We start from the raw sequence: 24,841 nt of genomic DNA on the forward strand, positions 1-24,841 counted from the left end.
ATCATGGCGACAACTGGGGATGACACGTTAACCATAACGGCTTCCGACTATATCCAGCATCACCTGACTAATGCGAAAATGTGTTCCGCTGATGGCGGGATTGCTTTTAACTATGCATGTCAAGATGCGGGATTTTGGACTTGGCACATTGACTCACTTTTGTTTTCAGTTGGTCTAGGGGTTCTATTTTTGTGGTTATTCTACAAAGTAGGACAGAAGGCAACAATTGGCGTTCCAGGCAAGCTTCAATGTTTCGTTGAAATGTGCGTGGAAGGTGTAGATAAAATTGTAAAAGACTCATTCCATGGGAAAAATGCAGTTATCGCACCATTAGGTCTAACTATTTTCGTCTGGGTTTTCCTGATGAACTTAATGGACTTGATCCCTGTTGACTTTGTACCTGAGGCCGCAAACAGATTATTAGGCGTACCTTACCTAAAGATTGTACCTACAACTGACTTGAACGTTACTTTGGGCTTAGCTTTAAGTGTGTTTGCGTTAATTGTTTTCTACAGTATCAAGGTTAAAGGTGTAGGTGGGTTCACTAAAGAACTGACTATGCAGCCTTTCAATCATTGGGCACTAATTCCAATTAACTTTGTTTTGGAAACAGTGACTTTGGTTGCGAAGCCGATTTCATTATCGCTTCGTCTGTTTGGTAACCTGTATGCAGGTGAGTTGATCTTTATTCTGATAGCACTGATGCCTTGGTGGGCGCAGTTTGCATTATCAGTGCCTTGGGCCATTTTCCATATTTTGGTAATTGTGCTGCAGGCGTTTATCTTCATGATGCTTACGATTGTATATCTAAGTATGGCACATGAAGACCATTAATTTATTAAAAATTAGATACTTATCGGAGATAAAATGGAAACTGTAATTAGCTTTACAGCAATAGCTGTTGCAATTATGATCGGCTTAGCAGCGCTAGGTACTGGTATTGGCTTTGCTATTCTAGGTGGTAAATTCCTAGAAGCTTCTGCTCGTCAACCAGAACTTGCTCCTGCACTTCAAACTAAAATGTTCATTGTAGCTGGTCTACTTGATGCGATCTCAATGATTGCAGTTGGTGTTGCATTATTCTTCGTATTCGCTAACCCGTTCTTAGGTCAATTAGCAGGCTAATCGTCCCCCTTAGAAGGAGTTGTCGTTATGAGTATTAACGCTACCCTGCTAGGCCAAGCGATTTCTTTTCTTCTCTTTGTGTGGTTTTGCATGAAGTTTGTATGGCCGCCATTGATGAACGCTATCGAAGAACGCCAGAAGAAAATTGCTGATGGGCTAGCTGATGCAGGACGTGCTGCAAAAGATTTAGAGCTAGCTCAGGTGAAAGCCACAGAGCAGCTAAAAGACGCTAAAGCAACAGCAAACGAAATCATTGAGCAAGCGAATAAACGCAAAGCTCAAATCGTTGATGAAGCAAAAGTTGAAGCCGATACTGAGCGTGCGAAAATTATCGCTCAGGGACACGCTGAAATTGAAAACGAACGTAATCGCGTGAAAGAAGATCTACGTAAGCAAGTAGCTGCTTTAGCTATTGCTGGCGCAGAGAAGATTCTTGAACGTTCGATTGATGAAGCCGCACACAGTGACATAGTTAATAAACTTGTTGCTGAACTTTAAATAAGGAGCTTGAGTTATGGCTGAAATAACCACCATCGCTCGTCCTTACGCAAAGGCAGCTTTTGACTTCGCTCTTGAACAGAAAGCAGTAGAGAGTTGGGCAGAGATGCTTAACTTCGCGGCATTAGTTAGTGAAAACGAAGCTATGCAGCCTTTACTGTCTGGCGCTATGGCCAGCAATAAGCTTGCAGAACTCTTTATTGGAGTTTGTGGTGAGCAAATCAACGAGCAAGCTCAGAACCTGTTAAAGGTAATGGCTGAAAACGGTCGTTTAGTTGCGCTACCTGCTGTTGCTCAACAATTTGTTGAGATGCAACGTGAGTATGCGAAAGAAGTTGAAGCGCAAATCGTTTCAGCGACTGAGCTAACCTCAGAGCAACTACAAGAGCTGAGCGCTTCTTTAGAGAAACGTCTAGCACGCAAAGTTAAGCTGAATTGCAGCATAGATACCAGCCTTATTGCTGGTGTAATTATCACGGCAGGAGACTTAGTCATTGATGGCTCGGTCCGCGGAAAAATTTCGCGTCTGTCTGATACGCTGCAGTCGTAATTGGGAGTTTGAGCATGCAACTGAATTCCACTGAAATCAGCGATCTGATTAAACAGCGGATCGAGCAGTTCGAAGTCGTTAGTGAAGCTCGCAACGAAGGTACTATCGTTGCAGTAAGTGACGGCATCATCCGCATCCACGGCCTAGCCGACGTGATGCAGGGTGAAATGATCGAGCTGCCTGGCAACCGTTTTGCAATCGCGTTGAACTTAGAACGTGATTCTGTCGGTGCCGTAGTAATGGGCCCTTATGCCTCTTTGGCAGAAGGCGACAAAGTTAAAACAACAGGCCGTATTTTGGAAGTACCTGTTGGCCGTGGTCTATTAGGCCGTGTAGTCAACACTCTAGGTGAACCAATTGACGGTAAAGGACCTATCGATAGCGATGGTTTCTCTCCTGTTGAAGTAATTGCACCTGGTGTAATTGAGCGTAAATCAGTAGATCAGCCAGTGCAAACTGGTTATAAAGCTGTTGACTCTATGATCCCAATCGGTCGTGGACAACGTGAATTGATCATTGGTGACCGTCAGATCGGTAAAACCGCTCTAGCGATCGACGCGATTATCAACCAAAAAGATTCTGGCATTAAGTGTGTGTACGTAGCTGTAGGCCAAAAGGCTTCTACAATCGCTAACGTAGTACGCAAGCTAGAAGAGCACGGCGCTTTGGCGAACACCATTGTTGTTGTTGCTACAGCTTCTGAAGCTGCTGCACTGCAATACTTGGCTCCATACTCTGGTTGTACAATGGGTGAATACTTCCGCGACCGCGGTGAAGACTCACTAATCGTATATGATGATTTGTCTAAGCAAGCAGTTGCTTACCGTCAAATCTCATTGCTTCTTAAGCGTCCACCAGGACGTGAAGCATACCCAGGTGATGTATTCTATCTTCACTCTCGTCTGTTGGAACGTGCTTCACGTGTTAACGCCGAGTATGTTGAGAAGTTCACTAAAGGTGAAGTTAAAGGCCAAACTGGTTCTTTGACTGCTCTACCAATTATTGAAACTCAAGCTGGTGACGTTTCTGCATTCGTACCGACTAACGTAATTTCGATTACCGATGGTCAGATCTTCCTTGAAACAGACCTATTTAACTCTGGCTTACGTCCAGCTGTTAACCCAGGTATCTCTGTTTCTCGTGTTGGTGGTGCAGCGCAGACTAAGATCATCAAGAAACTGTCTGGTGGTATCCGTACCGCGCTAGCACAGTATCGAGAGCTTGCAGCGTTCTCACAGTTTGCATCTGACTTAGATGATGCAACTCGTGCTCAGCTTGAGCATGGTGAGCGTGTTACCGAACTAATGAAGCAAAAGCAATATGCTCCAATGAGTATCGCTGATCAGTCTGTGTCTATTTTCGCAGCTGAAAAAGGTTACTTGAAGAGTGTTGAGCTGAACAAAGTCGGTGATTTCGAAGCGTCTCTGCTCTCTTTCATGAACAGTGAACATGCTGACCTAATGAAGACTATCAACGATACTGGCGATTATAACGCTGATATCGAAGGTGAGTTGAAGGCTAGCCTGGACAAGTTCGTAGAAACCCAAACCTGGTAAATTTTAGAGGTGCCTTTGGCGCCTCAGGTCCAGAATTGGAGAGTAAAGATGGCCAACGCTAAAGAGATTAAAACCAAGATCGCGAGTGTTCAAAACACTCAGAAGATCACGTCTGCAATGGAAATGGTTGCCGCGAGTAAAATGCGTAAAGCACAAGATCGCATGGCAGCTAGTCGTCCATATGCAGAAAATATGCGTAAGGTGATCGGTCACGTGGCGCAAGGTTCTCTCGAATATAAGCATCCATATTTGGAAGTGCGAGAAGCTAAGCGTGTTGGTTACATTGTAGTGTCAACCGACCGTGGTCTTTGTGGTGGTCTGAACGTCAACCTTTTTAAGAAGGTTGTCGCAGACGTGAAGAAGCAACGTGAAGCTGGTGCAGAAGTTGAATTCTGTACAATCGGCGCACGCAGTGCACAATTCTTCAATAGCTTTGGCGGACAGGTTTCTGCTTCTGCTTCAGGTTTAGGCGATGCTCCAAAGCTAGCCGACTTGATCGGAACAGTACGTGTGATGCTAGAAGCATACAACGAAGGCAAGCTGGACCGTTTGTACGTAGTATTCAACAAGTTTGTGAATACTATGACTCAAACGCCGGTGATCGAGCAGCTGCTACCTTTGCCTAAGTCAGAAGAAGATGAGTTTACTCATCAGTGGGATTACATTTACGAGCCAGATCCAAAGTTATTGTTAGATACTTTGTTGGTTCGCTTTGTGGAATCTCAAGTTTACCAAGGTGTTGTCGAGAATATCGCATCTGAGCAAGCGGCCCGTATGGTTGCTATGAAAGCTGCGACAGACAATGCTGGTGAACTTATCGGTGACTTGCAGTTGGTCTATAACAAAGCCCGTCAGGCTGCGATTACGCAAGAATTGTCGGAAATTGTTTCAGGTGCTGCCGCCGTTTAGGCTAGGTAACGAATACAAGTTTTAGAGGATTAATCATGAGCACAGGTACTGTTGTCCAAGTAATTGGCGCGGTTGTGGACGTAGAGTTTCCACATGATGCCGTACCTCAGGTATATGACGCTCTAGAGATCAAAAGTGAAGGCTTGGTGCTGGAAGTTCAGCAGCAACTTGGTGGTGGTGTAGTTCGTACCATCGCTATGGGTTCTTCAGATGGTCTGCGTCGTGGCCTAGAGGTTGTAAACTCTGGTTCACCAATTACTGTTCCGGTTGGGTCTGCGACCCTAGGCCGTATTATGAACGTATTGGGTGAGCCTGTTGATGAAGCGGGCCCTATCGGTGAAGAAGATCGCTATGTGATCCACCGTGAAGCTCCTTCATACGAAGATCAGTCAAACACAACTGAACTTTTAGAGACTGGTATCAAGGTTATCGACCTTGTATGTCCATTCGCTAAGGGTGGTAAAGTTGGTCTGTTTGGTGGTGCTGGTGTTGGTAAGACCGTTAACATGATGGAACTTATTAACAACATCGCTAAAGCACACTCTGGTTTATCAGTTTTCGCTGGTGTAGGTGAGCGTACTCGTGAGGGTAACGACTTCTACTACGAGATGGAAGATTCTGGCGTTCTAGATAAAGTGGCCATGGTATATGGTCAGATGAACGAGCCTCCAGGAAACCGTCTACGTGTGGCACTGACTGGTCTAACTATGGCTGAGAAGTTCCGTGACGAAGGTAAAGACGTTCTTTTCTTCGTAGATAACATCTATCGTTACACCTTGGCGGGTACTGAAGTATCTGCACTGCTAGGCCGTATGCCATCAGCAGTAGGTTACCAGCCAACTTTGGCTGAAGAGATGGGTGTACTTCAGGAGCGTATTACATCGACTAAGACAGGGTCTATTACCTCTGTTCAAGCCGTATACGTACCTGCGGATGACTTAACGGATCCATCACCAGCAACAACCTTCGCTCACTTAGATGCGACTGTTGTATTGTCTCGTAACATTGCTTCGCTAGGTATTTACCCAGCGGTTGACCCATTGGATTCGACTTCACGTCAGCTAGATCCACAGGTTGTTGGCCAAGAGCATTACGATGTTGCTAACGGTGTTCAAACCGTACTTCAGCGCTACAAAGAGCTAAAAGATATTATTGCGATCCTAGGTATGGATGAATTATCTGATGAAGATAAGACAACTGTATTCCGTGCTCGTAAGATTGAAAAATATCTTTCACAGCCATTCTTCGTAGCAGAAGTATTCACCGGTTCTCCAGGTAAGTACGTTTCTCTTAAAGACACTATCCGTGGCTTCAAGGGCATCCTAGAAGGTGAGTTCGATCACCTTCCAGAGCAAGCGTTCTACATGGTTGGTTCAATCGACGAAGCTGTTGAGAAAGCTAACAAAAAATAACTAAGAATTCTGCTAATATTCAGAATACTAGTTTAAGGAGAACGGATGGCAGCCATGACAGTACAGCTTGATATGGTAAGTGCAGAGAGTCATATCTTTTCTGGTCGCGTAGCTCAGCTACAAGTATCAGGAACAGAAGGTGAGTTAGGTGTTATGCCTGGTCACGCAGCTCTGCTTACAAGTATCAAGCCTGGCATGGCGCGCATCGTCAAGCAAGATGGAAGCGAAGAAGTGTTTTATCTTTCGGGTGGTATCCTGGAAGTGCAACCTTCTTCTATTTCAGTATTGGCTGACGTCGTATTGCGTGCCGATGAGATTGACGAGCAAGCAGCTGCTGAAGCTAAGCTCCGTGCAGAATCCGCTATGGCGGGAGCTGGCGCAGACTTCAACTATGCAGCTGCAGCGGTTGAGCTAGCTCAGGCTATCGCTCAATTGCGCGTAGTCGAGACCATCAAGAAGAACATTGCCAGATAAGGTTATTGTTTGATGAAAAAAAGCGCCCTAGGGCGCTTTTTTTGTGTCTGGAACACTTATGCCAAAAACCATGGATGGTTAGTTTTGGTATTTGTGTCTAAAAGAAGGTCCTAGGTGCTAGGAAAAACAAAGACGAACGGCCTGCGGCCTAGGGATTACGGATAACGGATAACGGAACGTTCGCAAGTTCATTGACGGAAAACACGCAAGAATTTGATTTTGTAGGTCGGGCTTTAGCCCGTCAATTAAAGTGATTTAACGTTTGTTGGAAAAGTAGCGAAATATAAATATGAGTAATAATATCAATCAGTATAAGAGCAAGAGTCTAGAATTAGATAGATAAAATTCGACTCTGGTCCATCAAAAATGACGGCATAAATGCCGACCTACAATTTATGAGGCTTCTGCTTTTCCGTCTTAGTTCTAATTCGGCTTCATCCGTCTCTGTCCATTCCGTCTATGCTTGAACCTATATTTATCTTTGAACGTGATCTGAGTAAGACTGTTCAGCTAATTTGAGTGCTACCCTCTGCCATTAATCTAATGCCTGAGAACATCTCTATGCAACACGTACTAATTATCGTTAATGACGCACCTTATGGTTCTGAAAAGTTGTTCAATGCACTTCGCTTAGCTATACAGCTTAATGAGCAAGATTACTCACCTGTAAGAGTTAGTCTATTTTTATTATCTGATGCGGTAACAGCTGTATTACCTAATCAAAATCCAACTGAGGGTTATAACATTCAGCAGATGTTAGAGATTGTTCTTGCGCAAAAAACACAGGTTAAGTTTTGTGGATCGTGTATGTATGCTCGCGGACTCTCAGAGCTTAAGGTTATTGAAGGCTGTGAAGTTGCCACTATGGATGATTTAGCGCAATGGGTGCTGGTGGCAGATAAAACTATTACCTTTTAATCACTAATACTGTTGAGTCGCTTTTCATCCTGCGATGGCTTAAAATCGACTGCAAATAATGACCTCATTTTCTAACTTTGGCTTCAATACAAGCTTAAGCATTAGCTCAAGGATATAAACGAATGGCACTGAATGTAGTGATTTTGGCCGCAGGCAAGGGAACCCGCATGCGCTCAGATCTTCCAAAAGTTCTTCACCCTATCGCACACAAGAGTATGGTTCAGCATGTTATCGATACCGCACATCAAGTCGGTAGCGATGCCATTCAGTTAGTTTATGGCTATGGTGCCGATAAGCTACAAGCCAAACTGGGTGAGCAACAACTTAATTGGGTACTACAAGCCGAGCAGTTGGGTACAGGTCATGCTGTTGCACAAGCAAATAGCCATATTGGCGATGATGACACGGTATTAATCCTTTATGGCGATGTGCCACTAATCCAAGCCTCTACCCTTGAATCTTTATTAGCTGCCCGTGAAGAGAATGGCCTAGCAATCTTAACCGTTAACTTACCTAATCCGACGGGTTATGGCCGCATCGTTAGAGAAGACGGAAATGTAGTTGGTATCATCGAGCAGAAAGATGCCAATACCGAGCAACTTGCCATTAATGAGATCAATACAGGCATTATGGCTGCGCCGGGTAAGCAATTAAAGGCCTGGCTTAGTCAGTTGTCATCAGACAATGCTCAAGGCGAATACTACCTTACCGATATCGTGGCTATGGCACATAATGATGGTGTGGCTATCACGACTGCACAGCCTGAATCTGCAGTAGAAGTAGAAGGTGCCAATAATCGTGTGCAGTTGGCTCAGCTAGAACGTGCTTACCAAGCTCGCGCGGCTGAAAAGCTAATGCTTGAAGGGGCTAACCTACGTGATCCTGCCCGTATCGATATTCGTGGTGAAGTCACCGTGGGTATGGATGTGATGATCGACGTTAACGTAGTTATCGAAGGTAGAGTGACTATCGGTAACAACGTGACGATTGGCGCTGGTGTGATCCTTATCGATTGTGAGATTGCCGACAATGCGGTGATCAAACCTTATTCTATTATTGAAAGTGCTAAAGTCGGTATCGACGCAAGTGCCGGTCCTTTCGCACGTTTGCGCCCAGGTGCAGAGCTTAAAGAAGATGCGCATATCGGTAACTTCGTCGAGATGAAGAAAGCGGTATTGGGTAAAGGCTCTAAAGCAGGACATTTGGCCTATATTGGCGATGCTACTATCGGTAGTGGGGTAAACATTGGTGCGGGGACGATTACCTGTAACTACGATGGTGCTAATAAGTTCCAGACGATTATCGAAGATAATGTGTTTGTTGGCAGCGATACTCAACTGGTTGCGCCTGTAACTATTGGTAAAGGCGCGACTCTAGGAGCAGGCTCGACGATCACTAAAGATGTAGCGGCAGACGAGTTAGTTATTACTCGTGTTAAACAGCGTCATTTAACGGGGTGGCCGAGACCCGTTAAGCTGAAAAAGTAATTTTAATGACTTCAAAAAAAAGCGGCTCTTGAGCCGTTTTTTTGTTTTTTATTTAGCCCGTTATGTCTATGTTCAGCATATTGTCTTTAAACTGAATAAAGCTAATTACTGGGATACTTGTTGATACATTTGTGGCTACAAATGTTTATTCCCAATGGTAATTTTGAAGTGCGTCACCCGCTTTTGTAAAGGAGTGTAAAGAAGCTTAAATAAAAATAGTTCTCATTTATATTGCGACTCAATTAATACATTCATGTGTCATTTTGGGGTTGGATATGTCTGTTGGGACGTCATTTAAGTTTTCAAGTTTAGGGCTGGCAATCGTTGCTGCATTGGCTTCATCTTCAGTTTTGGCTGAGGATGCAAGTGTTGAATCGACTATTGTGGCTGAGCCGAATATCGAGCGTATCAGCGTTATGGGTCGCAGCTTTAACGACTACAACCCTGGTTCATCTTCAGGTGCGATGCGTGGTGATATCGACATCTTAGACACGCCTCAATCTGTCACAGTCATTCCTGACTTTGTTACAGACGAGCAGTTAGCGACTAATCTTTCAGAGGTCTTGGTTAACGACTCGAGTGTGACTGGTGGTTCAGAGAAGTGGAACCGTCAAGTATTCAACATCCGTGGTTTCGAGCTATCTTCAGGTTCTGGCTTCTTAATTAATGGCCAGCAGCAGTGGTCTCACTATGTACAGCCGATTGAAACACTACAGCAAGTTGAAGTGTTAAAAGGCCCGTCTAGCATGCTCTACGGCCAGTCAGGTCCTGGTGGACTGATCAACATGGTGACCAAGAAGCCTACCTACGAGACTATGCTTGATATCGGCTTCGATACAGATGAACACGGCTCGACACGTTTCCAGCTCGATGCGGGAGGCAGCTTAAACGAAGCAGAGACGATTCGTTACCGCACTGTGCTAGTTAAGCAAGACACGACATATTGGCGTGAATACCAAGATGGTACTAATCAAGAGCGTGATCGCTGGTTGGGCTATCTAAACTTAGAATTTGATATAACTGATGACTTAATGTTGTCACTTAAATATGACCATACTCAAGACAAGACGGGTATCGACCGTGGTGGTTGGTTAGATAGCAGCGGTGACTTAATTGGTGGTCGTGAGATAATCTGGGATCAGCCATGGGCATTTACCGATAACACTATCTCTAATCTCGGCGCCGAGCTAACTTATCACTTAGCAGATGACTGGAAAGTAAAGGCCGGTTATAACGATCAGCAGTTTGATCGCCAGCGTCTAGATTCTTCGCCATCGTTAATTAGTGGTTCAGAAGATCCATTCACCGATGGTTATTACGTGAGTCCATTTGACCGTTATGACGATTGGCAGCATAAGACGGGTTATGTCGACTTCACTGGTAATTTCTACACGGGTGATATCGAGCATCAACTGCTTATCGGCGCGAACATGCTGGACTACTACTATGGTCAGCTAAAAGACTCTGGCGAAAAGAATCAAATTGTGATGCCTGGTCAACCAATGCCTAAGCCTGATTTAGACTATAACCGTGACGAAACTTTGTATGAAAGTGAATACAAGCATTACGGCTTCTATGTTCAAGACCTAGTTTCTATCACTGATGAATGGCAAGTGTTAGCTGGTGTACGTTACGACGAGCAGAAGAAAGAAGGTGCGGGTAATAACAGTTACGCGGTATCGCCTAAGTTTGGTGTGATCTACTCTCCTGCGGATAACGGTAGTATCTACGTTAACTACTCTAAGAGCTTCACCCCTCAAGGAATAGTGAACAACATCGATGATGTTAATGATGGTAAGAACCTAGATCCTGAATACGGCGAGCAATATGAAATCGGTACTAAGTGGGAGCTATTTGACGGTAGTTTGCTATTAACTGGTGCGGTATTCGATATCACAGTATCAAATGTCACCGTAACAGAAGAGATTGAAGGTAGCAGCCAAACTATTACGACTCAGTCTGGTGAGCAACGTCATAAAGGTTTCGAGATGGGGGCCCAAGGTCAAGTTAGCGATAGCTGGTTTATGACAGGCTCTATGATGTACTTAGATGCTGAGTATCTTCGCCCTGAAACTGATAGCCTAAACGGTAAGACACCTGTTGATGCGCCTGAGTGGTCGGCAAACATATGGACTCGTTACGAGATGACTGATGATTTGGCACTTAACCTTGGTGCCATCTACGTGGGTGAGCGTTTCGCTAATACCAGTAACAGCATTAGCAAAGATGGTTATGTTAGATTCGATATGGGGGCCGCCTATACGATGGATGTCATGGGTAGCGATGTGAGCGTACGTCTAAACGTGAAGAACCTATTCGATACTGATTATCTAGCGGGTGGCACTAATACTGACGTTACCGTTGGCGAAGGACGTCACTTCAGCCTAGCATTAGAAGCTAAATTCTAACGGCCAAGTTTAAGAAAAGTATTAAAGCCTCAACTTTAGGGTTGGGGCTTTTTTGTGTCTCACCGCGGGCTTTTTTCCTCAAAATAGAATCAAAACTGGCAATTAAGTTTCGTTTTACTATAATGCTTCTTTCGAAACGAAACTTAACGAAAGGTTCTATGAACAAACGAAACACTCAACAGCGACGCCACAGCATTATTAGCCTGCTTAATCAGCAAGGCGAGGTGAGTGTTGAGGAGTTATCCTTACGTTTCGAAACCTCTGAAGTCACTATTCGTAAAGACTTAGCCACTTTAGAAAAAACTGGCTTATTACTGCGCCGCTACGGCGGTGCTGTTGCCGTGCCAGATGAGGTCACGCAGCAGTTCTCTGCCAAGATAGCACCCAACAAGTTGTCTATCGCCAAAGCCGCCGCCGAACTGATTAAAGATCATAATCGCATCATCATCGACAGTGGTAGCACCACCTCAGGCTTAATCGGCGAACTTAATAATAAGCGTGGTCTATTAGTGATGACCAACTCATTAGCCTTAGCTAACGCGATTCATGATCTTGAGAATGAGCCAACCTTATTGATGACCGGTGGCACCTGGGATCCTCACTCTGAGTCTTTCCAAGGGCAAATTGCCGAGCAAGTGCTACGCTCTTACAACTTCGATCAGCTGTTTATTGGTGCTGATGGTATCGATCTTGAACGTGGAACCACTACTTTCAATGAGCTTACTGGCTTAAGTAAAGTGATGGCTGAAGTGTCACGTGAAGTGGTGGTGATGCTCGAGTCTGAGAAGTTGGGTCGCCGAATTCCTAACCTTGAATTGCCATGGAGCAATATTAGCGTATTGGTAACAGACGATAAGTTGCCAAGCGAAGCGCTAGAGGCAATTTCTAACCATGGGGTGCGAGTCATTCTTGCGCCTTATGCAGGGTAACTATTACAAGCAGGCTGCTTGATTAAGTTATCCACTTTCAAATTCAATTTTTAACTTTAAATTTTACTCTCATAGAGAGTCTAGGTAATTAATATGTGTGGAATCGTTGGCGCCGTAGCGCAAAGAGATGTAGCTGAAATTCTTGTTGAAGGCTTAAGACGCCTCGAATACCGTGGCTATGATTCAGCGGGGGTCGCGGTATTAAATAATGGTGAGTTAAACAGAACTCGCCGCGTGGGTAAGGTACAAGAGTTATCTGCTGCACTGGATGCGGCTCCTTTAGCTGGTGGCACGGGTATCGCTCATACGCGTTGGGCTACTCACGGTGAGCCAAGTGAACGTAATGCTCACCCGCACCAGTCTGAAGGCAATATTGCGGTAGTGCATAACGGTATTATCGAAAACCACAATAAACTACGTGAGATGCTCAAAGGCTTAGGCTATAGCTTTGCGTCAGACACTGACACAGAAGTGATTTGTCACTTAGTACACCATGAATTAAAAACTCACGACAGCCTACTTGCTGCAGTTCAAGCAACGGTAAAACAACTTGAAGGTGCTTACGGCACAGTGGTTATCGACCGTACTGACAGTGAACGCATGATCGTGGCTCGCTCTGGTAGCCCGCTGGTTATTGGTTATGGCCTAGGCGAAAACTTTGTTGCCTCTGATCAGCTAGCACTTTTACCTGTTACACGCTCTTTTGCTTTCCTAGAGGAAGGTGATGTTGCCGAAGTGACCCGTCGTGAAGTCAATATTTATGATGTTGATGGTAATGCGGTTGAGCGTGAAGTAAAAGAGTCTGAAGTGACTCATGACGCGGGTGATAAAGGTGAATACCGTCACTATATGCTAAAAGAGATCTACGAGCAGCCAACCGCTATCGCACGTACTCTTGAAGGCCGTATTGCGGGTGGTAAGGTGCTTGATACTGCATTTGGTGATAATGCTGCTGAGTTCTTAAAAGACATTAAGCACGTACAGATTATTGCTTGTGGTACCAGCTACCATGCCGGTATGGCTGCGCGTTACTGGCTAGAAGATTGGGCGGGTGTGTCTTGTAACGTTGAAATCGCGTCAGAGTTCCGTTACCGCAAGTCGCACCTATTCCCTAATAGCTTGTTAGTGACTATTTCACAGTCTGGTGAAACGGCTGACACCTTAGCAGCGATGCGTTTAGCCAAAGAGATGGGCTACAAAGCAACGCTGACGATTTGTAATGCTCCTGGCTCATCACTAGTACGTGAATCAGATATGGCTTACATGATGAAAGCCGGCGCTGAAATTGGTGTTGCTTCGACTAAAGCCTTTACGGTGCAGTTAGCGGGTCTATTAATGCTAACATCGGCTATCGGTCGTTATAACGGTATGTCTGATGAAATGCAGGCTGAGATCAGCCAAAGCTTACTTTCAATGCCTGCTAAAGTTGAGCAAGCATTAGGCCTAGATGATGCTATCGCTGAGCTTGCAGAAGACTTTGCCGATAAGCACCATGCATTATTCTTAGGTCGTGGTGATCAGTACCCTATCGCGATGGAAGGTGCGCTTAAGCTTAAAGAGATCTCATATATCCACGCAGAAGCCTACGCTTCAGGTGAACTTAAGCATGGTCCACTAGCGCTTATCGATGCCGATATGCCAGTTATTGTGGTTGCACCTAATAACGAATTGCTAGAGAAGCTAAAGTCTAACGTAGAAGAAGTGCGTGCACGTGGTGGCTTGATGTATGTGTTTGCTGATAAGGACGCAGAGTTTGAATCGGATGACACTATGAAGGTGATCCCAGTTCCTCATTGTGATGAGTTTATGGCACCGCTAATTTATACCATCCCACTACAATTGCTTTCTTATCATGTAGCCTTGATTAAAGGTACTGATGTTGACCAACCACGTAACTTGGCTAAGTCAGTTACGGTTGAATAAGCAATAGTTTAGCAATGCGTTAAATAATAAACGGCTACCTAGGTAGCCGTTTTTATATTTAATCACTTAAGCTGATATTTGTTTAAAGTTTATTAAACAGAACGGCTAACTATAAAATGTAATAAATATAAGCGCTAATCACTTAATACAGTTATTCGCGCTTTGTAATGACTTACTCTTTACCGTAAACGTTATTTTCTTGCTCTTGAACACGGATAAAGGTGGTGCGTTTAGTTAGCTCTTTTAATGATGCAGCGCCAACGTAAGTACAAGTTGAACGTACGCCACCCATAATGTCGTTAATGGTATTATCGACACTGCCTTTAAATGGTAATAATACTGTCTTGCCTTCAGCTGCACGGTACTTAGCTACACCACCAGAATGTTTGTCCATTGCAGATTGTGACGACATACCGTAGAACTTAACCATGGTTTTGCCATCTTGTTCAATCACTTCTCCGCCGCTCTGTTCATGCCCTGCTAACATACCGCCAAGCATAACGAAGTCAGCGCCGCCACCGAAGGCTTTTGCTACGTCACCGGCACAGCTACAACCGCCGTCACCAATGATTTGGCCACCTAAGCCGTGTGCTGCATCGGCACATTCGATAATGGCTGAAAGCTGTGGGTAGCCGACACCCGTCTTAACGCGAGTGGTACACACGGAACCAGGACCAATACCGACTTTAACGATATCGGCACCAGCAATAATAAGCTCTTCAACCATATCACCGGTAACCACGTTGCCAGCGCTAATCACCTTCATTGGGTGGGCTTCTCGTACTTTTCGTACGTAATCAACTAGGTGCTCTGAGTAACCGTTAGCAATGTCGATACAGATGAAGTTTAGATCTTCAGACATCGCCAGAATTTCACTTAGCTTAACGAAATCTGCGTCAGAAGTGCCGCTTGAAACCATAACATGCTGCAGTACATCAGCACTCTGGTTAGCAACAAATTCACCCCATTGCTCGACACTGTAGTGCTTATGCACTGCGGTCATGACATTGTGCTGGGCTAGGCTAGCAGCCATTTCGAAGCTAGCAACAGAATCCATGTTGGCGGCAATAATTGGCACACCCGACCAGGTCTTGCCACTATGCTTAAAAGTAAATTGACGATTTAAGTCTACTTGAGAACGGCTCTTTAACGTTGAACGCTTAGGTCGGATAAGAACATCTTTGAAACCTAACTTTAAATCTTGTTCAATACGCATAGTTTATTCCTCACATGGATTTTGCGCGCAGCAAAACCGCCGATAAAAATTAAATTCCATCGGATATTAAGTTAATTCCTGAGTTTATTTCAGGCACAAAAAAACCGGAACGTTTGTGGACGCTCCGGTTTTAGGCATTATAGGAACAGATTTTTTATTAGCAAGTTCTCAAATTAAAACAATCATTTCTTAAAAAAAGATGGTTAATATATTGTTGCACTACGTTTTGGTTTTGTTTTATTTTAAATCTGCATTGTTAATTCGGGTGGTTTTACGAATATGAGCTTTTTATGCTTATATTCTTACTATTAGTTATGCTGCTGAAAGTTACTTTTCTTTCGCGCCTTGCTCCTTAAATACTTTCATATCGAAATTATCTAGTAATAACAAGGTATCAGCTATGGCTGATTTGAGTTTGGCAGCCGGTGGGTAGTTTGGTTTTTTTGTTTGTTTTAAAGATTCTCTGCGAGTGACAAACTCTAACATTGTCTCAAGGTTGTCTGGACAGTTAATATCGAGTGCGGGGAGTTTTTTGCTGGATGCGTTGTTATAGATCTCAAACTCTTGCAGCAGGTATTCTTGAGCTTCTCTTATTCTTTCCATGTTCGAGCGCCTCTTTAATCAATAAACCTATATACCCGAAGCTATCTTAATAATGCGTCTTAAACAAGTTAGTGGCGCAAAGTCAGTATTTTAGATGGGGAGTGCGATCGATAATCTTGTTCTTATGTACTATACGTAGATTGAGAAACGCCCACTTTTTACAGCGGGCGTCATCTTGATTAACCAAACTCTCCACTAACATAGCCTTGAGTTCGCTGATCTAGCGGGCGACTAAATATCTGTGTGGTTTCGCCATGCTCAACCAGTTCTCCCATCCAGAAGAAGGCGGTCTTATCAGAGATCCGTTTGGCTTGGTTCATCGAGTGAGTCACGATAACAATAGTGAATTGTTTGCGCAGTTCATCCATTAACTCTTCAATTTTGTGAGTGGCTATCGGATCGAGTGCGCTGGTAGGTTCATCCATTAAAATAACCTCTGGCTTCATCGCGATAGTGCGAGCAATACAAAGGCGTTGCTGCTGCCCGCCTGATAAGCCAAATGCTGGGGTGTTTAACCTATCTTTTACTTCATCCCACAGTGCTGCGCTACGCAATGACTCTTCGACAGTGTCATCGAGTACTTGTTTGTCTTTAATGCCTTGAGCTCTAAGTCCAAAAGCCACATTCTCATAGATGCTCATAGGAAAAGGGTTAGGCTTTTGGAACACCATACCCACTCGCATTCTCAGGTGTTTTACATCGACATCCTGATAGATATTGCTGCCATCAAACATCACATCGCCATTGATCTTCACTCCGGCGACTAAATCATTCATACGGTTTAGTGTGCGCAGTAGAGTTGATTTACCGCAGCCTGATGGACCAATCAATGCGGTTACTTGGCGAGCGGGTATGGCTAATGAGATATTCTTTAGCGCATGGTTGTCGCCGTAAAATAGGTTTAAGTTGTTCACTTCTAGCTTATTCATGGGGATAACCTTACTTAGATGATTTATTTAAACGTGAGGCAATCACTTTGGTTGCCATGTTTAATAACAGTACTAATACAATGAGTACGGTAGCGGTAGCATAAGCTTGATCCCACTCGTGCTGGGTAAACAGCTCTTGGGTTAGTTTATAAAGGTGAACCGTTAAGGTGCGGCCAGATTCCAAGACCGACTCAGGGATTTGAGTCACCATACCGGCAGTTAAAAACACCGGAGCAGATTCACCGATCACCCGGCCAGTACTTAAAATAATCGAGGTCACTATGCCTGGCAGAGCGCTTGGTAATACTAGGCGGCAGATGGTGTAGATTTTAGAACTGCCCAGTGCATAACCGCCTTCGCGGTAGCTCATAGGTACGGATAGTAACGCTTCCTCTGTGGTGCGGATGATCACCGGTAAAATCAACATAGCGAGTGTTAACGCACCGGAAAGGATAGAAAACCCTAGCCCTAAGGTAGTGACAAAGAACGTCATACCAAATAGGCCGTAAACAATAGACGGAATACCCGCTAATGATTCGGTGCAGAAACGTATGACTTGTACCACTTTACTACCCGGCGCAGCATATTCGGTTAAGTAAATGGCCGTCATTATGCCAATTGGTGCGGCAAAGGCGAGTGATAGGCCAACCATATACACGGTCGAGACTATCATAGCCCAAATACCAGAGGCTTCGCCGATACGAGTATAGGCGCCAGTAATAAACTCCCAGCTGACATGGTCAAGTCCGTTGCTTAGAATGTGCCAAACCACCCAGAGTAAAAATAGCAGCGTGGTTGCTGCTGCGGCCCAAATGGCACCCAGCATCAATCTATCTTGAGTCTCTCGTGAAATTTGTACCATTAGTGAGCTCGCTTTCGGTTGAGATAAAGCAGTGAACCATTTAGTAATACGATAAAGGCCAGTAGCACTATGCCTGTCGAGTATAGGGCGTTGGCATGGATCCCCGTGGCATACGACATCTCCATGGCGATATTGGCAGTCAGGGTTCGAGCTGGCTCTAATATTGAACCTGGCATAGCAGGTGCATTTCCCATCACCATAATGATTGCCATGGTTTCGCCAATTGCACGGGCCACACCCAAAGCGATACCGGTATAAATACCGCTGCGCGCCGCAGGGATAAGTACTTTGAAGATACTGAAGATATGCGATGCGCCTAAAGCCAGTGCACCTTCTTTGTATGTTGGTGGCAACGCTCTAAGTGAGGTTTCTGAAATCGTAATCACCGTCGGCAGGATCATGATGGCGAGTACGATGACACCAGCGAGTATGGTGTTACCTGCTGGAATATTAAAAATGCTCTCGATGGCCGGTACGATAATGACTAAGCCGAAGAAGCCGTAGACCACAGACGGAATGCCAGCTAGTAGCTCCACTGCGGGGCGGATAATGTTGGCTAACCAGTTTGGGGCAAGTTCTGCAAGAAATACCGCCGTAAGTAACGCGATAGGTACACCAATGATGACTGCACCAGCGGTTGATATTAATGATGCCACTATCATAGGCAGCAAACCGAATAACGCCGGTGGCAACCAGTCTTTACCTAATAACATCGCTGACACGCCAGCTTCTTTAAAAGCGGGTAGGCCTTCACTAAAAACAAACCATCCAATGGTCGCAACTGAAAGCACGCCTACCATGGCGCAGCTTAAGAAAAGTAGATGGAAGCCCATCTCTTTCCAGTCATAGGACTTAGCGGGGGCAAGCTGCAATCCTTGGGGTTGTGCTTTACTGGCTGTAGTCATGATTTAACCTATACATCTATGTAAAACTGAATCAATTGATACAGAGGAACAGCTGTTCCTCTGTATTTAGGATGACGTTACTGAACGCGAATGTAGCCTTCTTCAGCCACAATGTTCTGTCCATCTTCAGAGAGGATATATTCAATGAAGTTGTTGGCGTTATCGGGGGCATTTTTATCAATTAATACGATAAAAGGGCGGGCGATTTGGTAGTCACCAGTGACAATGTTGTCATCAGTCGCTGCCACGCCGTCAACATCGATAGCACGCAGGCTGCTATCAACGCTGCCTAATGAGATATAGCCAATCGCGTAAGGGTTGTTGGCAACTATCGTCTTAATCATACCGTTGCCATTACCTACCTGAGCCGTTGGTGAGATAGCTGTTACTTTGTGGCCGTTAATGGTGCGTTGTAGTTTCATAATTTCTTCAAACGCGCCACGAGTACCCGAGCCGTTTTCACGAGTAACCACTACGATAGGGCGAGATTCGCCACCCACTTGGCTCCAGTTTTTAATTTCACCACGGTAAATCTTAGAGATTTGTTCTTGAGTTAGATTTTTTACTGGGTTGGCATTATTTACAGCGGCTGCAATACCGTCGCGGGCAATGACAACTTCTTTGGTATCACTGTTAAGTTCGTTGTCTTTCACGTTGCGTGAAGACATGCCAATCATGCTAGTGCCGTCTTTGGCGGCTCTGATCCCAGCTGACGAGCCAGTGCTTTGTACTTCCACACTGGTGTTGGTGTTGGTGTTGTTTTGATAATTCTCTGCTAGCACTTCCATTACATGAGCTACAGATGTTGAACCTGATACTGTTACTGTGCTTGCCTGAGCAAGTGGTGCTGTCATTAGACCTACTGCGGTTAACAAGCCAAATACTTTTTTCATTACGATTTCCACTCTATTGTTTGGTCGCTTAGATACGAGTTATTTACAAAACCAAGTTAATGCCTCACTGAAGGCAAGCGCATTAAGACAGAGATATATGACAGTTAGGTGACAGTTTTGTGGGGTTAAGCCTAAGAGGTGTCATAAGGGAGAAATAAAAGGCCATTAAGATGGGAGGAAATTACGGGCTAATTGTTAAATAAACAAAAATTAAGGCTAGTATTCTTAAATATTTATTTTGAGGCACAGCTCAGTGATTTGAAGCGGTTGTACAAGCTAAGGCAAGTATTACTTTGCCGTTTACGGCTTGCTGTTAACCTAGTATTAAGCTTGTTTTAACAAATGGGGTTGGGTTTTGTGCTATGTTTCGCTTGTTCGTGTGAGTGATAAATTTATTATTAAACTTTTATGACAAGGCCTTATCCGACTTAAGTCGGTAGAGCTAGTGGGTCAAATATCAGCCACTCTTCATCGTAAAGTATCCACCATGGATGCTCGCTAACTAATCTTAATTACACAATTCACGTAAAAGGTGCTCTCTAATGACGACTGAAATGATCATGATTGGTATGTCTATTTTGATCTTAGTCGGAATTTTGCTGCATCACCCTTCTAGAACTCTAGGTATACCGTCGCTGCTGATCTTCATGGGCGTAGGGCTTATGCTAGGTAATGGTGAATTCAACTTTGTTTATGATGATTTAGATAAAACGGCTTGGATAGGCGGTTTAGCGCTAAACATGATTGTGTTTGTTGGCGGCATTAATACTTCAACCGACAAGATTAAAGTAGCCTATAAAGAGGGGGGAGTGCTGGCCTCATTTGGAGTACTGTTTACCACACTGATTTTTGCCGTCATCTTGTATGGTCTGCTGGACTTCGATTTTATTACCTGTCTTCTTTTTGCCGCAATTGTTTCCTCCACAGATGCCGCCGCAGTATTTTCAATTCTGGAGTCAAAAAAGCTCAAACTAAAAGAGCAAACCGATACCGTATTGGAGTTTGAGTCAGCCACCAATGACCCGGTAGCCATGTTGTTGGTGATCTTTTTAACCGATATGGCGCTTTCAAGCAGCAAGAGTGTGATCGCATCTGCAATTGCCATCGAGCTGGTCACTCAAATTGGTGTGGCAATGGTTGTTGGTTGGCTGGTGGCTAAGGTCGCGGTATCGCTACTTAATCGCATTCACCTATCTGAGTTTGGTCTTATTCCTGTGTTCGTGCTGGCAAGCTTTGTGGTGGCAACCTATGGCGCCGAGATGTTAGGGGGCAACATCTTACTGGCTTCTTATATTGCTGGTGTAGTGATAGGTAATGGTATTAAGCGCGGACAGTTAGTTAATCAACATTTCTTCAATAGCTTATCTTGGCTGGCTCAGGCCTTGATGTTTATTGTATTGGGCTTACAGATCTTCCCACAGTCATTAGCTGCGGTATTTGTGAGTTCGTTATTACCTGCAATACTGTTAATTCTTGTTGCGAGACCATTGGCAGTACAGCTTTGTTACCTGCCATTTGTTAAAGCGAGTTGGAAAAAACGATTGTTTATCTCTTCAATTGGCTTAAAGGGGGCTACGCCCATTGTATTTGCCTTGATCCCTGCCGCAGCTGGGGTGCCTGGGGCGCTCGAGATTGTCCATATGGTGTTCTTTATCGTACTATTTTCTGTTTTTATTCAGGGAGGAGCGATAGCGCCCTTGGCGAACAAGCTCGGCTTGAATCGTTCAGATAAAGAGTGATAGCTCCTTTAGGCAGAGGCAGTTGTTAAGGTATTTTTAGATTCGATACCTTTCCAAACTTTTTCGTGGAAATAGAACACTACTGTGTTGACTGCAGGTTCGATTAACGCCACTGCACCACCTATGACTACGCTTCCAGTTAATAGGTAGGTGATAGTAAAAGCTACACCAAAGTGAAGTATCGCAAAAGTCATGGTTTTAATCATAATGAGTGCCTCTATTTAATTTGTTTAAATGATAATGGTTATCATTTGCAATTAAAAGGGGTTTACATAGATTAGTTTGATAGGGTTTGTCGATTGAAAAGATGCTTTGGTTATAAACCCATCAATATATTGATGGGTTTATAAGTTCTACTATTTAGCAGCCTAACGCGACACTATTAATAGTGCCAAGGGAATGAAGAGAAATCTTGATCGCGTTTTTCTAAGAACGCATCACGCCCCTCGCGAGCTTCTTCAGTGCCGTAAGCTAAACGAGTTGCTTCGCCTGCGAACAACTGCTGACCGACTAGGCCATCATCTGGTAAGTTAAAACCATACTTCAACATACGCATTGCGGTTGGCGACTTAGAGTTAATCTCTTTAGCCCACTTCAGTGCTTCAACTTCTAACTCTTGATGCGGTATTGCGCGGTTAACCATACCCATATCAAATGCTTCTTCGGCTGTGTAGTTAAAGCCCAAGAAGAAGATTTCACGGGCACGTTTCTGACCAATCATCTTAGCCAGATAAGCGCTGCCGTAGCCAGAGTCAAAGCTACCTACATCGGGGTCGGTTTGCTTAAATACCGCGTGCTCTTTTGACGCAAGGGTTAAGTCACATACCACATGCAAGCTATGGCCACCGCCAACAGCCCAACCAGGGACTACAGCGATAACCACTTTAGGCATAAAGCGGATCAAGCGCTGTACTTCTAAAATGTGTAAGCGTCCCATACGAGCAACATCAGGCGTGCCTTCTTCAGCACCTTCATACTTGTAACCATCTTTACCGCGAATACGCTGATCGCCGCCAGCACTGAAAGACCATTGCCCTTTTGCTGATGGGCCATTACCTGTTAATAGCACGCAACCTACATCAGACCACTGACGAGCATGGTCTAAAGCGATATAGAGTTCATCAACAGTCTTAGGGCGAAATGAATTTAAACAATCAGGACGATTAATGGCGATACGTACAGTGCCCTGATCTTTGGCTCTGTGGTAGGTAACATCTTCGAAATCAAATCCTGGAACCACATCCCACAATTCTGGGTCAAAAATGTCAGATACTTGTTGTGTCATGAGCCTATAGCCTCTTATGTCGCTGAAATACAATATTAGCTAAAGGCTAGGCTTAATCAGATCTCAGGTCAATCTAGTTTATGTGGTAACTGAGATCTGTTTCATTATCTATTTCAGTCACTATATCTATTTAAGCTTAAGCAACTGTGTGGCTAGTTAAGTTTATCGCAGATGTAGGTTTGATTCTCTTTGCTAAATGCTGAGTGGCTGTTTGCTCCACTGCCACAGAACTCATCTTTAAAGCCGTCGAGTTTAGCCTGCGACTGAGTTATGAGCTTCAGTGCTTGCTGCTCCGTTGTTGAAAGGCGGTCGGCAATATCCGTTTTTAATAAATCAACCTTATCGTCAATACGTTGGATTTTCGTGCCTGTCATGCTGTCTAGCTTATCTTCAGCTTGCTGGTAGATCCCTTGAACTTCTGCTATCGGCTCATCTAAGGTATCTGTTTCGGTATAAAGGTAGTAGAGAGTGCCAGCAATTATTGCCAATATGATCCAGCCCTTCATATTTTAGTCCTATGTAGGTGAATAACTTGTAGTATAAGCGTTATAATAAGCTAGTTTTCTTGCAATATTAAAGCTGTAAGGCTGCAAAATGAGCGCAGAACAAAATAAAAAAGACTTCTCTAAAACAGAAAGAATCAAAATTCACCAACCCGATGCGACTAAAGCTGACCGCTTTAATCCGCGTAATCGTATCTATGTGAGAGCTGTAGAAGGGCTATGGACCACGCTGCGTCGCCGTTTAGGTTGGGTGGCAATGCTGTTCTTTTTAATCTTACCTTGGATCCCTTGGGGTGACCGTCAAGCCGTTTGGTTTAATCTTGCAGAGCAAAAATTTCATGTCTTTGGCTTAACGATATGGCCACAGGATTTTACTTTGTTAGCTGCATTATTAATGATAGCGGCGTTTGGGTTGTTTTTCATAACCACATATTTAGGCAGAGTATGGTGCGGCTATACCTGTCCGCAAACAGTTTGGACTTTTATCTTTATTTGGTTTGAAGAAAAGTTAGAAGGTTCGCGCAATAAACGGATTAAGCTTGATCAAATGCCATGGAGCTTCAACAAACTATGGCGAAAAACGGCTAAACACGCATCCTGGTTGCTAATCTCTTTGCTTACTGCAATGACATTTGTTTCCTACTTTGTACCAACGAGTGAAGTATATATAGAGGTATTCACCTTAAATGCGAGTGGATCGATTTACTTCTGGGTTATCTTCTTCACTTTTGCAACCTATGGTAATGCTGGTTGGATGCGCGAGATCATGTGTCTGCATATGTGTCCTTATGCTCGTTTCCAGTCTGCGATGTTTGATAAGAACACCTATATCGTTGGTTATGATGCCAAGCGTGGTGAAGCGCGTGGGCCAAGGTCGAGAAAGGCTGATCCTAAAGCAATGGGGCTCGGTGACTGTATCGATTGTGATCTCTGTGTGCAGGTGTGCCCAACAGGGATCGATATTCGTAACGGTTTACAGTACGAATGTATTAACTGTGGTGCTTGTATTGATGCCTGCGATACCACAATGGAACGGATGGGCTATGAAAAAGGCCTCATTAGTTATACTACAGAGAATAAGTTGGAAGGTATAAAAGAGAAAGTGCTTAGACCTAAGCTAGTTGGCTACGGCGTAGTGCTCTCGGTAATGATTCTAGTTTTTATCTATGCAACGGCAACGATTGCGCCAATTCGTATAGATGTTATTCGAGATAGAAACCAACTGTTCAGAGAAACTGATGACGGTTTGATTGAGAATACCTTTACTCTGAAGATCCTCAATAAGACTGAGAGTCGCCACCTTTATAAGATGAGTGTCGAGGGGTTAGCTAATTATGATTGGATTGGACCTCAAGAAGTGAATATAGAAGGTGGAGAGGTATTAACTCTGCCAATCAGTGTCGCTGTTGACCCTGTTGACCTATCAAGGGCGATGACTCATATCAACTTTATAGTGGTTACGGATGACGGTGAGATAGAAGCAAAGCAAGAATCACGCTTCTTCGGTAACTAACATAAAGGGATAAAACATATAAAAACGGGGCTTATAGCCCCTTTTTTGTACGTATCGTTTGATAAGTACACGCTTGATTCGATTTTTACATTTTTATTAAGAAAGCCCCTTGCGCTTGCCCAATAACTCCCTATAATGCGCATCCACTGACACGGCACAGCAGGCCAACTAGACTAATGTTTGAGATTAGAAATAGTCGTAAAC

General features: G+C 44.2%; 24 protein-coding genes. 15 read left to right on the plus strand and 9 right to left on the minus strand.

What is annotated here, in order from left to right:
• Positions 1–3 precede the first annotated feature (3 nt).
• From atpB to glmS, 13 genes are all read left to right on the plus strand, one after another.
• On the plus strand, positions 4–834 hold the full coding sequence (gene atpB / locus Q1A86_RS18345; RefSeq protein ID WP_220764198.1) for a F0F1 ATP synthase subunit A: 831 nt from the start codon (positions 4–6) through the stop codon (positions 832–834).
• A 33-nt stretch (positions 835–867) separates the two neighbouring features.
• Positions 868–1,125 carry a F0F1 ATP synthase subunit C gene (gene atpE, locus Q1A86_RS18350; protein ID WP_012157432.1) on the plus strand — a complete coding sequence of 86 codons (258 nt, stop codon included), beginning with the start codon at positions 868–870 and terminating at the stop codon, positions 1,123–1,125.
• Positions 1,126–1,152: 27 nt separating this feature from the next.
• Positions 1,153–1,623 (plus strand): F0F1 ATP synthase subunit B, encoded by a 471-nt coding sequence (atpF, locus tag Q1A86_RS18355; RefSeq protein ID WP_012279342.1) that lies wholly within the window; start codon positions 1,153–1,155, stop codon positions 1,621–1,623.
• Positions 1,624–1,639: 16 nt separating this feature from the next.
• Entirely contained in the window at positions 1,640–2,173 is a 534-nt protein-coding gene (atpH, locus tag Q1A86_RS18360) for a F0F1 ATP synthase subunit delta (RefSeq protein ID WP_239891874.1), read from the plus strand.
• Positions 2,174–2,187: 14 nt separating this feature from the next.
• Entirely contained in the window at positions 2,188–3,729 is a 1,542-nt protein-coding gene (gene atpA, locus Q1A86_RS18365) for a F0F1 ATP synthase subunit alpha (RefSeq protein WP_299809921.1), read from the plus strand.
• A 48-nt stretch (positions 3,730–3,777) separates the two neighbouring features.
• The gene (atpG, locus tag Q1A86_RS18370) at positions 3,778–4,638 is read left to right on the plus strand and encodes a F0F1 ATP synthase subunit gamma (RefSeq protein WP_220782132.1); all 861 of its coding nucleotides are present in this window, start codon (positions 3,778–3,780) and stop codon (positions 4,636–4,638) included.
• 35 nt (positions 4,639–4,673) lie between these two features.
• Positions 4,674–6,050, plus strand: coding sequence for a F0F1 ATP synthase subunit beta (gene atpD, locus Q1A86_RS18375; RefSeq protein ID WP_012157427.1), 1,377 nt, complete (start codon positions 4,674–4,676; stop codon positions 6,048–6,050).
• Between the two features lie 45 nt (positions 6,051–6,095).
• Positions 6,096–6,524: a F0F1 ATP synthase subunit epsilon gene (locus Q1A86_RS18380; RefSeq protein WP_299809930.1), complete on the plus strand. Its 429-nt coding sequence runs from the start codon at positions 6,096–6,098 to the stop codon at positions 6,522–6,524.
• A 561-nt stretch (positions 6,525–7,085) separates the two neighbouring features.
• Positions 7,086–7,442 carry a DsrE/DsrF/TusD sulfur relay family protein gene (locus tag Q1A86_RS18385; protein ID WP_299809933.1) on the plus strand — a complete coding sequence of 119 codons (357 nt, stop codon included), beginning with the start codon at positions 7,086–7,088 and terminating at the stop codon, positions 7,440–7,442.
• 122 nt (positions 7,443–7,564) lie between these two features.
• Complete coding sequence (gene glmU / locus Q1A86_RS18390; protein ID WP_299809936.1) at positions 7,565–8,929, plus strand: bifunctional UDP-N-acetylglucosamine diphosphorylase/glucosamine-1-phosphate N-acetyltransferase GlmU; 1,365 nt, start codon at positions 7,565–7,567, stop codon at positions 8,927–8,929.
• A gap of 275 nt (positions 8,930–9,204) precedes the next feature.
• Positions 9,205–11,337, plus strand: coding sequence for a TonB-dependent receptor (locus tag Q1A86_RS18395; protein WP_299809939.1), 2,133 nt, complete (start codon positions 9,205–9,207; stop codon positions 11,335–11,337).
• A 158-nt stretch (positions 11,338–11,495) separates the two neighbouring features.
• On the plus strand, positions 11,496–12,266 hold the full coding sequence (locus tag Q1A86_RS18400) for a DeoR/GlpR family DNA-binding transcription regulator (protein ID WP_299809943.1): 771 nt from the start codon (positions 11,496–11,498) through the stop codon (positions 12,264–12,266).
• A gap of 93 nt (positions 12,267–12,359) precedes the next feature.
• Positions 12,360–14,189: a glutamine--fructose-6-phosphate transaminase (isomerizing) gene (gene glmS, locus Q1A86_RS18405; protein WP_299809946.1), complete on the plus strand. Its 1,830-nt coding sequence runs from the start codon at positions 12,360–12,362 to the stop codon at positions 14,187–14,189.
• A gap of 172 nt (positions 14,190–14,361) precedes the next feature.
• Here the strand turns inward: glmS and Q1A86_RS18410 are convergent, their stop codons facing one another.
• From Q1A86_RS18410 to Q1A86_RS18435, 6 genes are all read right to left on the minus strand, one after another.
• Positions 14,362–15,405, minus strand: coding sequence for a GMP reductase (locus tag Q1A86_RS18410; RefSeq protein WP_299809949.1), 1,044 nt, complete (start codon positions 15,403–15,405; stop codon positions 14,362–14,364).
• Positions 15,406–15,732: 327 nt separating this feature from the next.
• Entirely contained in the window at positions 15,733–16,008 is a 276-nt protein-coding gene (locus tag Q1A86_RS18415) for a hypothetical protein (protein WP_299809952.1), read from the minus strand.
• Positions 16,009–16,187: 179 nt separating this feature from the next.
• The gene (gene pstB, locus Q1A86_RS18420) at positions 16,188–16,937 is read right to left on the minus strand and encodes a phosphate ABC transporter ATP-binding protein PstB (RefSeq protein ID WP_299809955.1); all 750 of its coding nucleotides are present in this window, start codon (positions 16,935–16,937) and stop codon (positions 16,188–16,190) included.
• Positions 16,938–16,947: 10 nt separating this feature from the next.
• On the minus strand, positions 16,948–17,799 hold the full coding sequence (pstA, locus tag Q1A86_RS18425; protein ID WP_299809958.1) for a phosphate ABC transporter permease PstA: 852 nt from the start codon (positions 17,797–17,799) through the stop codon (positions 16,948–16,950).
• Positions 17,799–18,704 carry a phosphate ABC transporter permease subunit PstC gene (pstC, locus tag Q1A86_RS18430; protein WP_299809961.1) on the minus strand — a complete coding sequence of 302 codons (906 nt, stop codon included), beginning with the start codon at positions 18,702–18,704 and terminating at the stop codon, positions 17,799–17,801. The genes pstA and pstC overlap by 1 nt, the downstream gene beginning before the upstream one ends.
• A 77-nt stretch (positions 18,705–18,781) precedes the next feature.
• Positions 18,782–19,597: a phosphate ABC transporter substrate-binding protein gene (locus Q1A86_RS18435; protein ID WP_299809964.1), complete on the minus strand. Its 816-nt coding sequence runs from the start codon at positions 19,595–19,597 to the stop codon at positions 18,782–18,784.
• A gap of 542 nt (positions 19,598–20,139) precedes the next feature.
• Between Q1A86_RS18435 and Q1A86_RS18440 the strand changes: the two genes are divergently transcribed.
• A complete protein-coding gene (locus tag Q1A86_RS18440) occupies positions 20,140–21,336 on the plus strand; it encodes a potassium/proton antiporter (RefSeq protein WP_299809967.1) in 1,197 nt (398 codons plus the stop codon).
• An 8-nt stretch (positions 21,337–21,344) separates the two neighbouring features.
• On the opposite strand, the gene Q1A86_RS18445 is transcribed toward Q1A86_RS18440, so the two are convergent.
• From Q1A86_RS18445 to Q1A86_RS18455, 3 genes are all read right to left on the minus strand, one after another.
• Entirely contained in the window at positions 21,345–21,542 is a 198-nt protein-coding gene (locus tag Q1A86_RS18445) for a DUF2061 domain-containing protein (protein WP_299809970.1), read from the minus strand.
• 176 nt (positions 21,543–21,718) lie between these two features.
• Entirely contained in the window at positions 21,719–22,621 is a 903-nt protein-coding gene (locus Q1A86_RS18450) for a 1,4-dihydroxy-2-naphthoyl-CoA synthase (protein ID WP_299809973.1), read from the minus strand.
• 152 nt (positions 22,622–22,773) lie between these two features.
• Positions 22,774–23,127 carry a hypothetical protein gene (locus Q1A86_RS18455; protein ID WP_299809976.1) on the minus strand — a complete coding sequence of 118 codons (354 nt, stop codon included), beginning with the start codon at positions 23,125–23,127 and terminating at the stop codon, positions 22,774–22,776.
• An 88-nt stretch (positions 23,128–23,215) separates the two neighbouring features.
• Here Q1A86_RS18455 and ccoG point away from each other — a divergent pair, with 88 nt between their 5' ends.
• Complete coding sequence (gene ccoG, locus Q1A86_RS18460; protein ID WP_299809979.1) at positions 23,216–24,637, plus strand: cytochrome c oxidase accessory protein CcoG; 1,422 nt, start codon at positions 23,216–23,218, stop codon at positions 24,635–24,637.
• Positions 24,638–24,841 lie beyond the last annotated feature (204 nt).

It is taken from the genome of uncultured Shewanella sp., from assembly GCF_947497935.1.
GTDB lineage: Bacteria > Pseudomonadota > Gammaproteobacteria > Enterobacterales > Shewanellaceae > Shewanella.

What these genes read in the sequence shown, in the direction of transcription:
- atpB (WP_220764198.1), top strand. Translation starts at nt 4, where the DNA reads ATGGCGACAACTGGGGATGACACGTTAACCATAACGGCTTCCGACTAT.
- atpE (WP_012157432.1), top strand. Translation starts at nt 868, where the DNA reads ATGGAAACTGTAATTAGCTTTACAGCAATAGCTGTTGCAATTATGATC.
- atpF (WP_012279342.1), top strand. Translation starts at nt 1,153, where the DNA reads ATGAGTATTAACGCTACCCTGCTAGGCCAAGCGATTTCTTTTCTTCTC.
- atpH (WP_239891874.1), top strand. Translation starts at nt 1,640, where the DNA reads ATGGCTGAAATAACCACCATCGCTCGTCCTTACGCAAAGGCAGCTTTT.
- atpA (WP_299809921.1), top strand. Translation starts at nt 2,188, where the DNA reads ATGCAACTGAATTCCACTGAAATCAGCGATCTGATTAAACAGCGGATC.
- atpG (WP_220782132.1), top strand. Translation starts at nt 3,778, where the DNA reads ATGGCCAACGCTAAAGAGATTAAAACCAAGATCGCGAGTGTTCAAAAC.
- atpD (WP_012157427.1), top strand. Translation starts at nt 4,674, where the DNA reads ATGAGCACAGGTACTGTTGTCCAAGTAATTGGCGCGGTTGTGGACGTA.
- Q1A86_RS18380 (WP_299809930.1), top strand. Translation starts at nt 6,096, where the DNA reads ATGGCAGCCATGACAGTACAGCTTGATATGGTAAGTGCAGAGAGTCAT.
- Q1A86_RS18385 (WP_299809933.1), top strand. Translation starts at nt 7,086, where the DNA reads ATGCAACACGTACTAATTATCGTTAATGACGCACCTTATGGTTCTGAA.
- glmU (WP_299809936.1), top strand. Translation starts at nt 7,565, where the DNA reads ATGGCACTGAATGTAGTGATTTTGGCCGCAGGCAAGGGAACCCGCATG.
- Q1A86_RS18395 (WP_299809939.1), top strand. Translation starts at nt 9,205, where the DNA reads ATGTCTGTTGGGACGTCATTTAAGTTTTCAAGTTTAGGGCTGGCAATC.
- Q1A86_RS18400 (WP_299809943.1), top strand. Translation starts at nt 11,496, where the DNA reads ATGAACAAACGAAACACTCAACAGCGACGCCACAGCATTATTAGCCTG.
- glmS (WP_299809946.1), top strand. Translation starts at nt 12,360, where the DNA reads ATGTGTGGAATCGTTGGCGCCGTAGCGCAAAGAGATGTAGCTGAAATT.
- Q1A86_RS18410 (WP_299809949.1), bottom strand. Translation starts at nt 15,405, where the DNA reads ATGCGTATTGAACAAGATTTAAAGTTAGGTTTCAAAGATGTTCTTATC.
- Q1A86_RS18415 (WP_299809952.1), bottom strand. Translation starts at nt 16,008, where the DNA reads ATGGAAAGAATAAGAGAAGCTCAAGAATACCTGCTGCAAGAGTTTGAG.
- pstB (WP_299809955.1), bottom strand. Translation starts at nt 16,937, where the DNA reads ATGAATAAGCTAGAAGTGAACAACTTAAACCTATTTTACGGCGACAAC.
- pstA (WP_299809958.1), bottom strand. Translation starts at nt 17,799, where the DNA reads ATGGTACAAATTTCACGAGAGACTCAAGATAGATTGATGCTGGGTGCC.
- pstC (WP_299809961.1), bottom strand. Translation starts at nt 18,704, where the DNA reads ATGACTACAGCCAGTAAAGCACAACCCCAAGGATTGCAGCTTGCCCCC.
- Q1A86_RS18435 (WP_299809964.1), bottom strand. Translation starts at nt 19,597, where the DNA reads ATGAAAAAAGTATTTGGCTTGTTAACCGCAGTAGGTCTAATGACAGCA.
- Q1A86_RS18440 (WP_299809967.1), top strand. Translation starts at nt 20,140, where the DNA reads ATGACGACTGAAATGATCATGATTGGTATGTCTATTTTGATCTTAGTC.
- Q1A86_RS18445 (WP_299809970.1), bottom strand. Translation starts at nt 21,542, where the DNA reads ATGATTAAAACCATGACTTTTGCGATACTTCACTTTGGTGTAGCTTTT.
- Q1A86_RS18450 (WP_299809973.1), bottom strand. Translation starts at nt 22,621, where the DNA reads ATGACACAACAAGTATCTGACATTTTTGACCCAGAATTGTGGGATGTG.
- Q1A86_RS18455 (WP_299809976.1), bottom strand. Translation starts at nt 23,127, where the DNA reads ATGAAGGGCTGGATCATATTGGCAATAATTGCTGGCACTCTCTACTAC.
- ccoG (WP_299809979.1), top strand. Translation starts at nt 23,216, where the DNA reads ATGAGCGCAGAACAAAATAAAAAAGACTTCTCTAAAACAGAAAGAATC.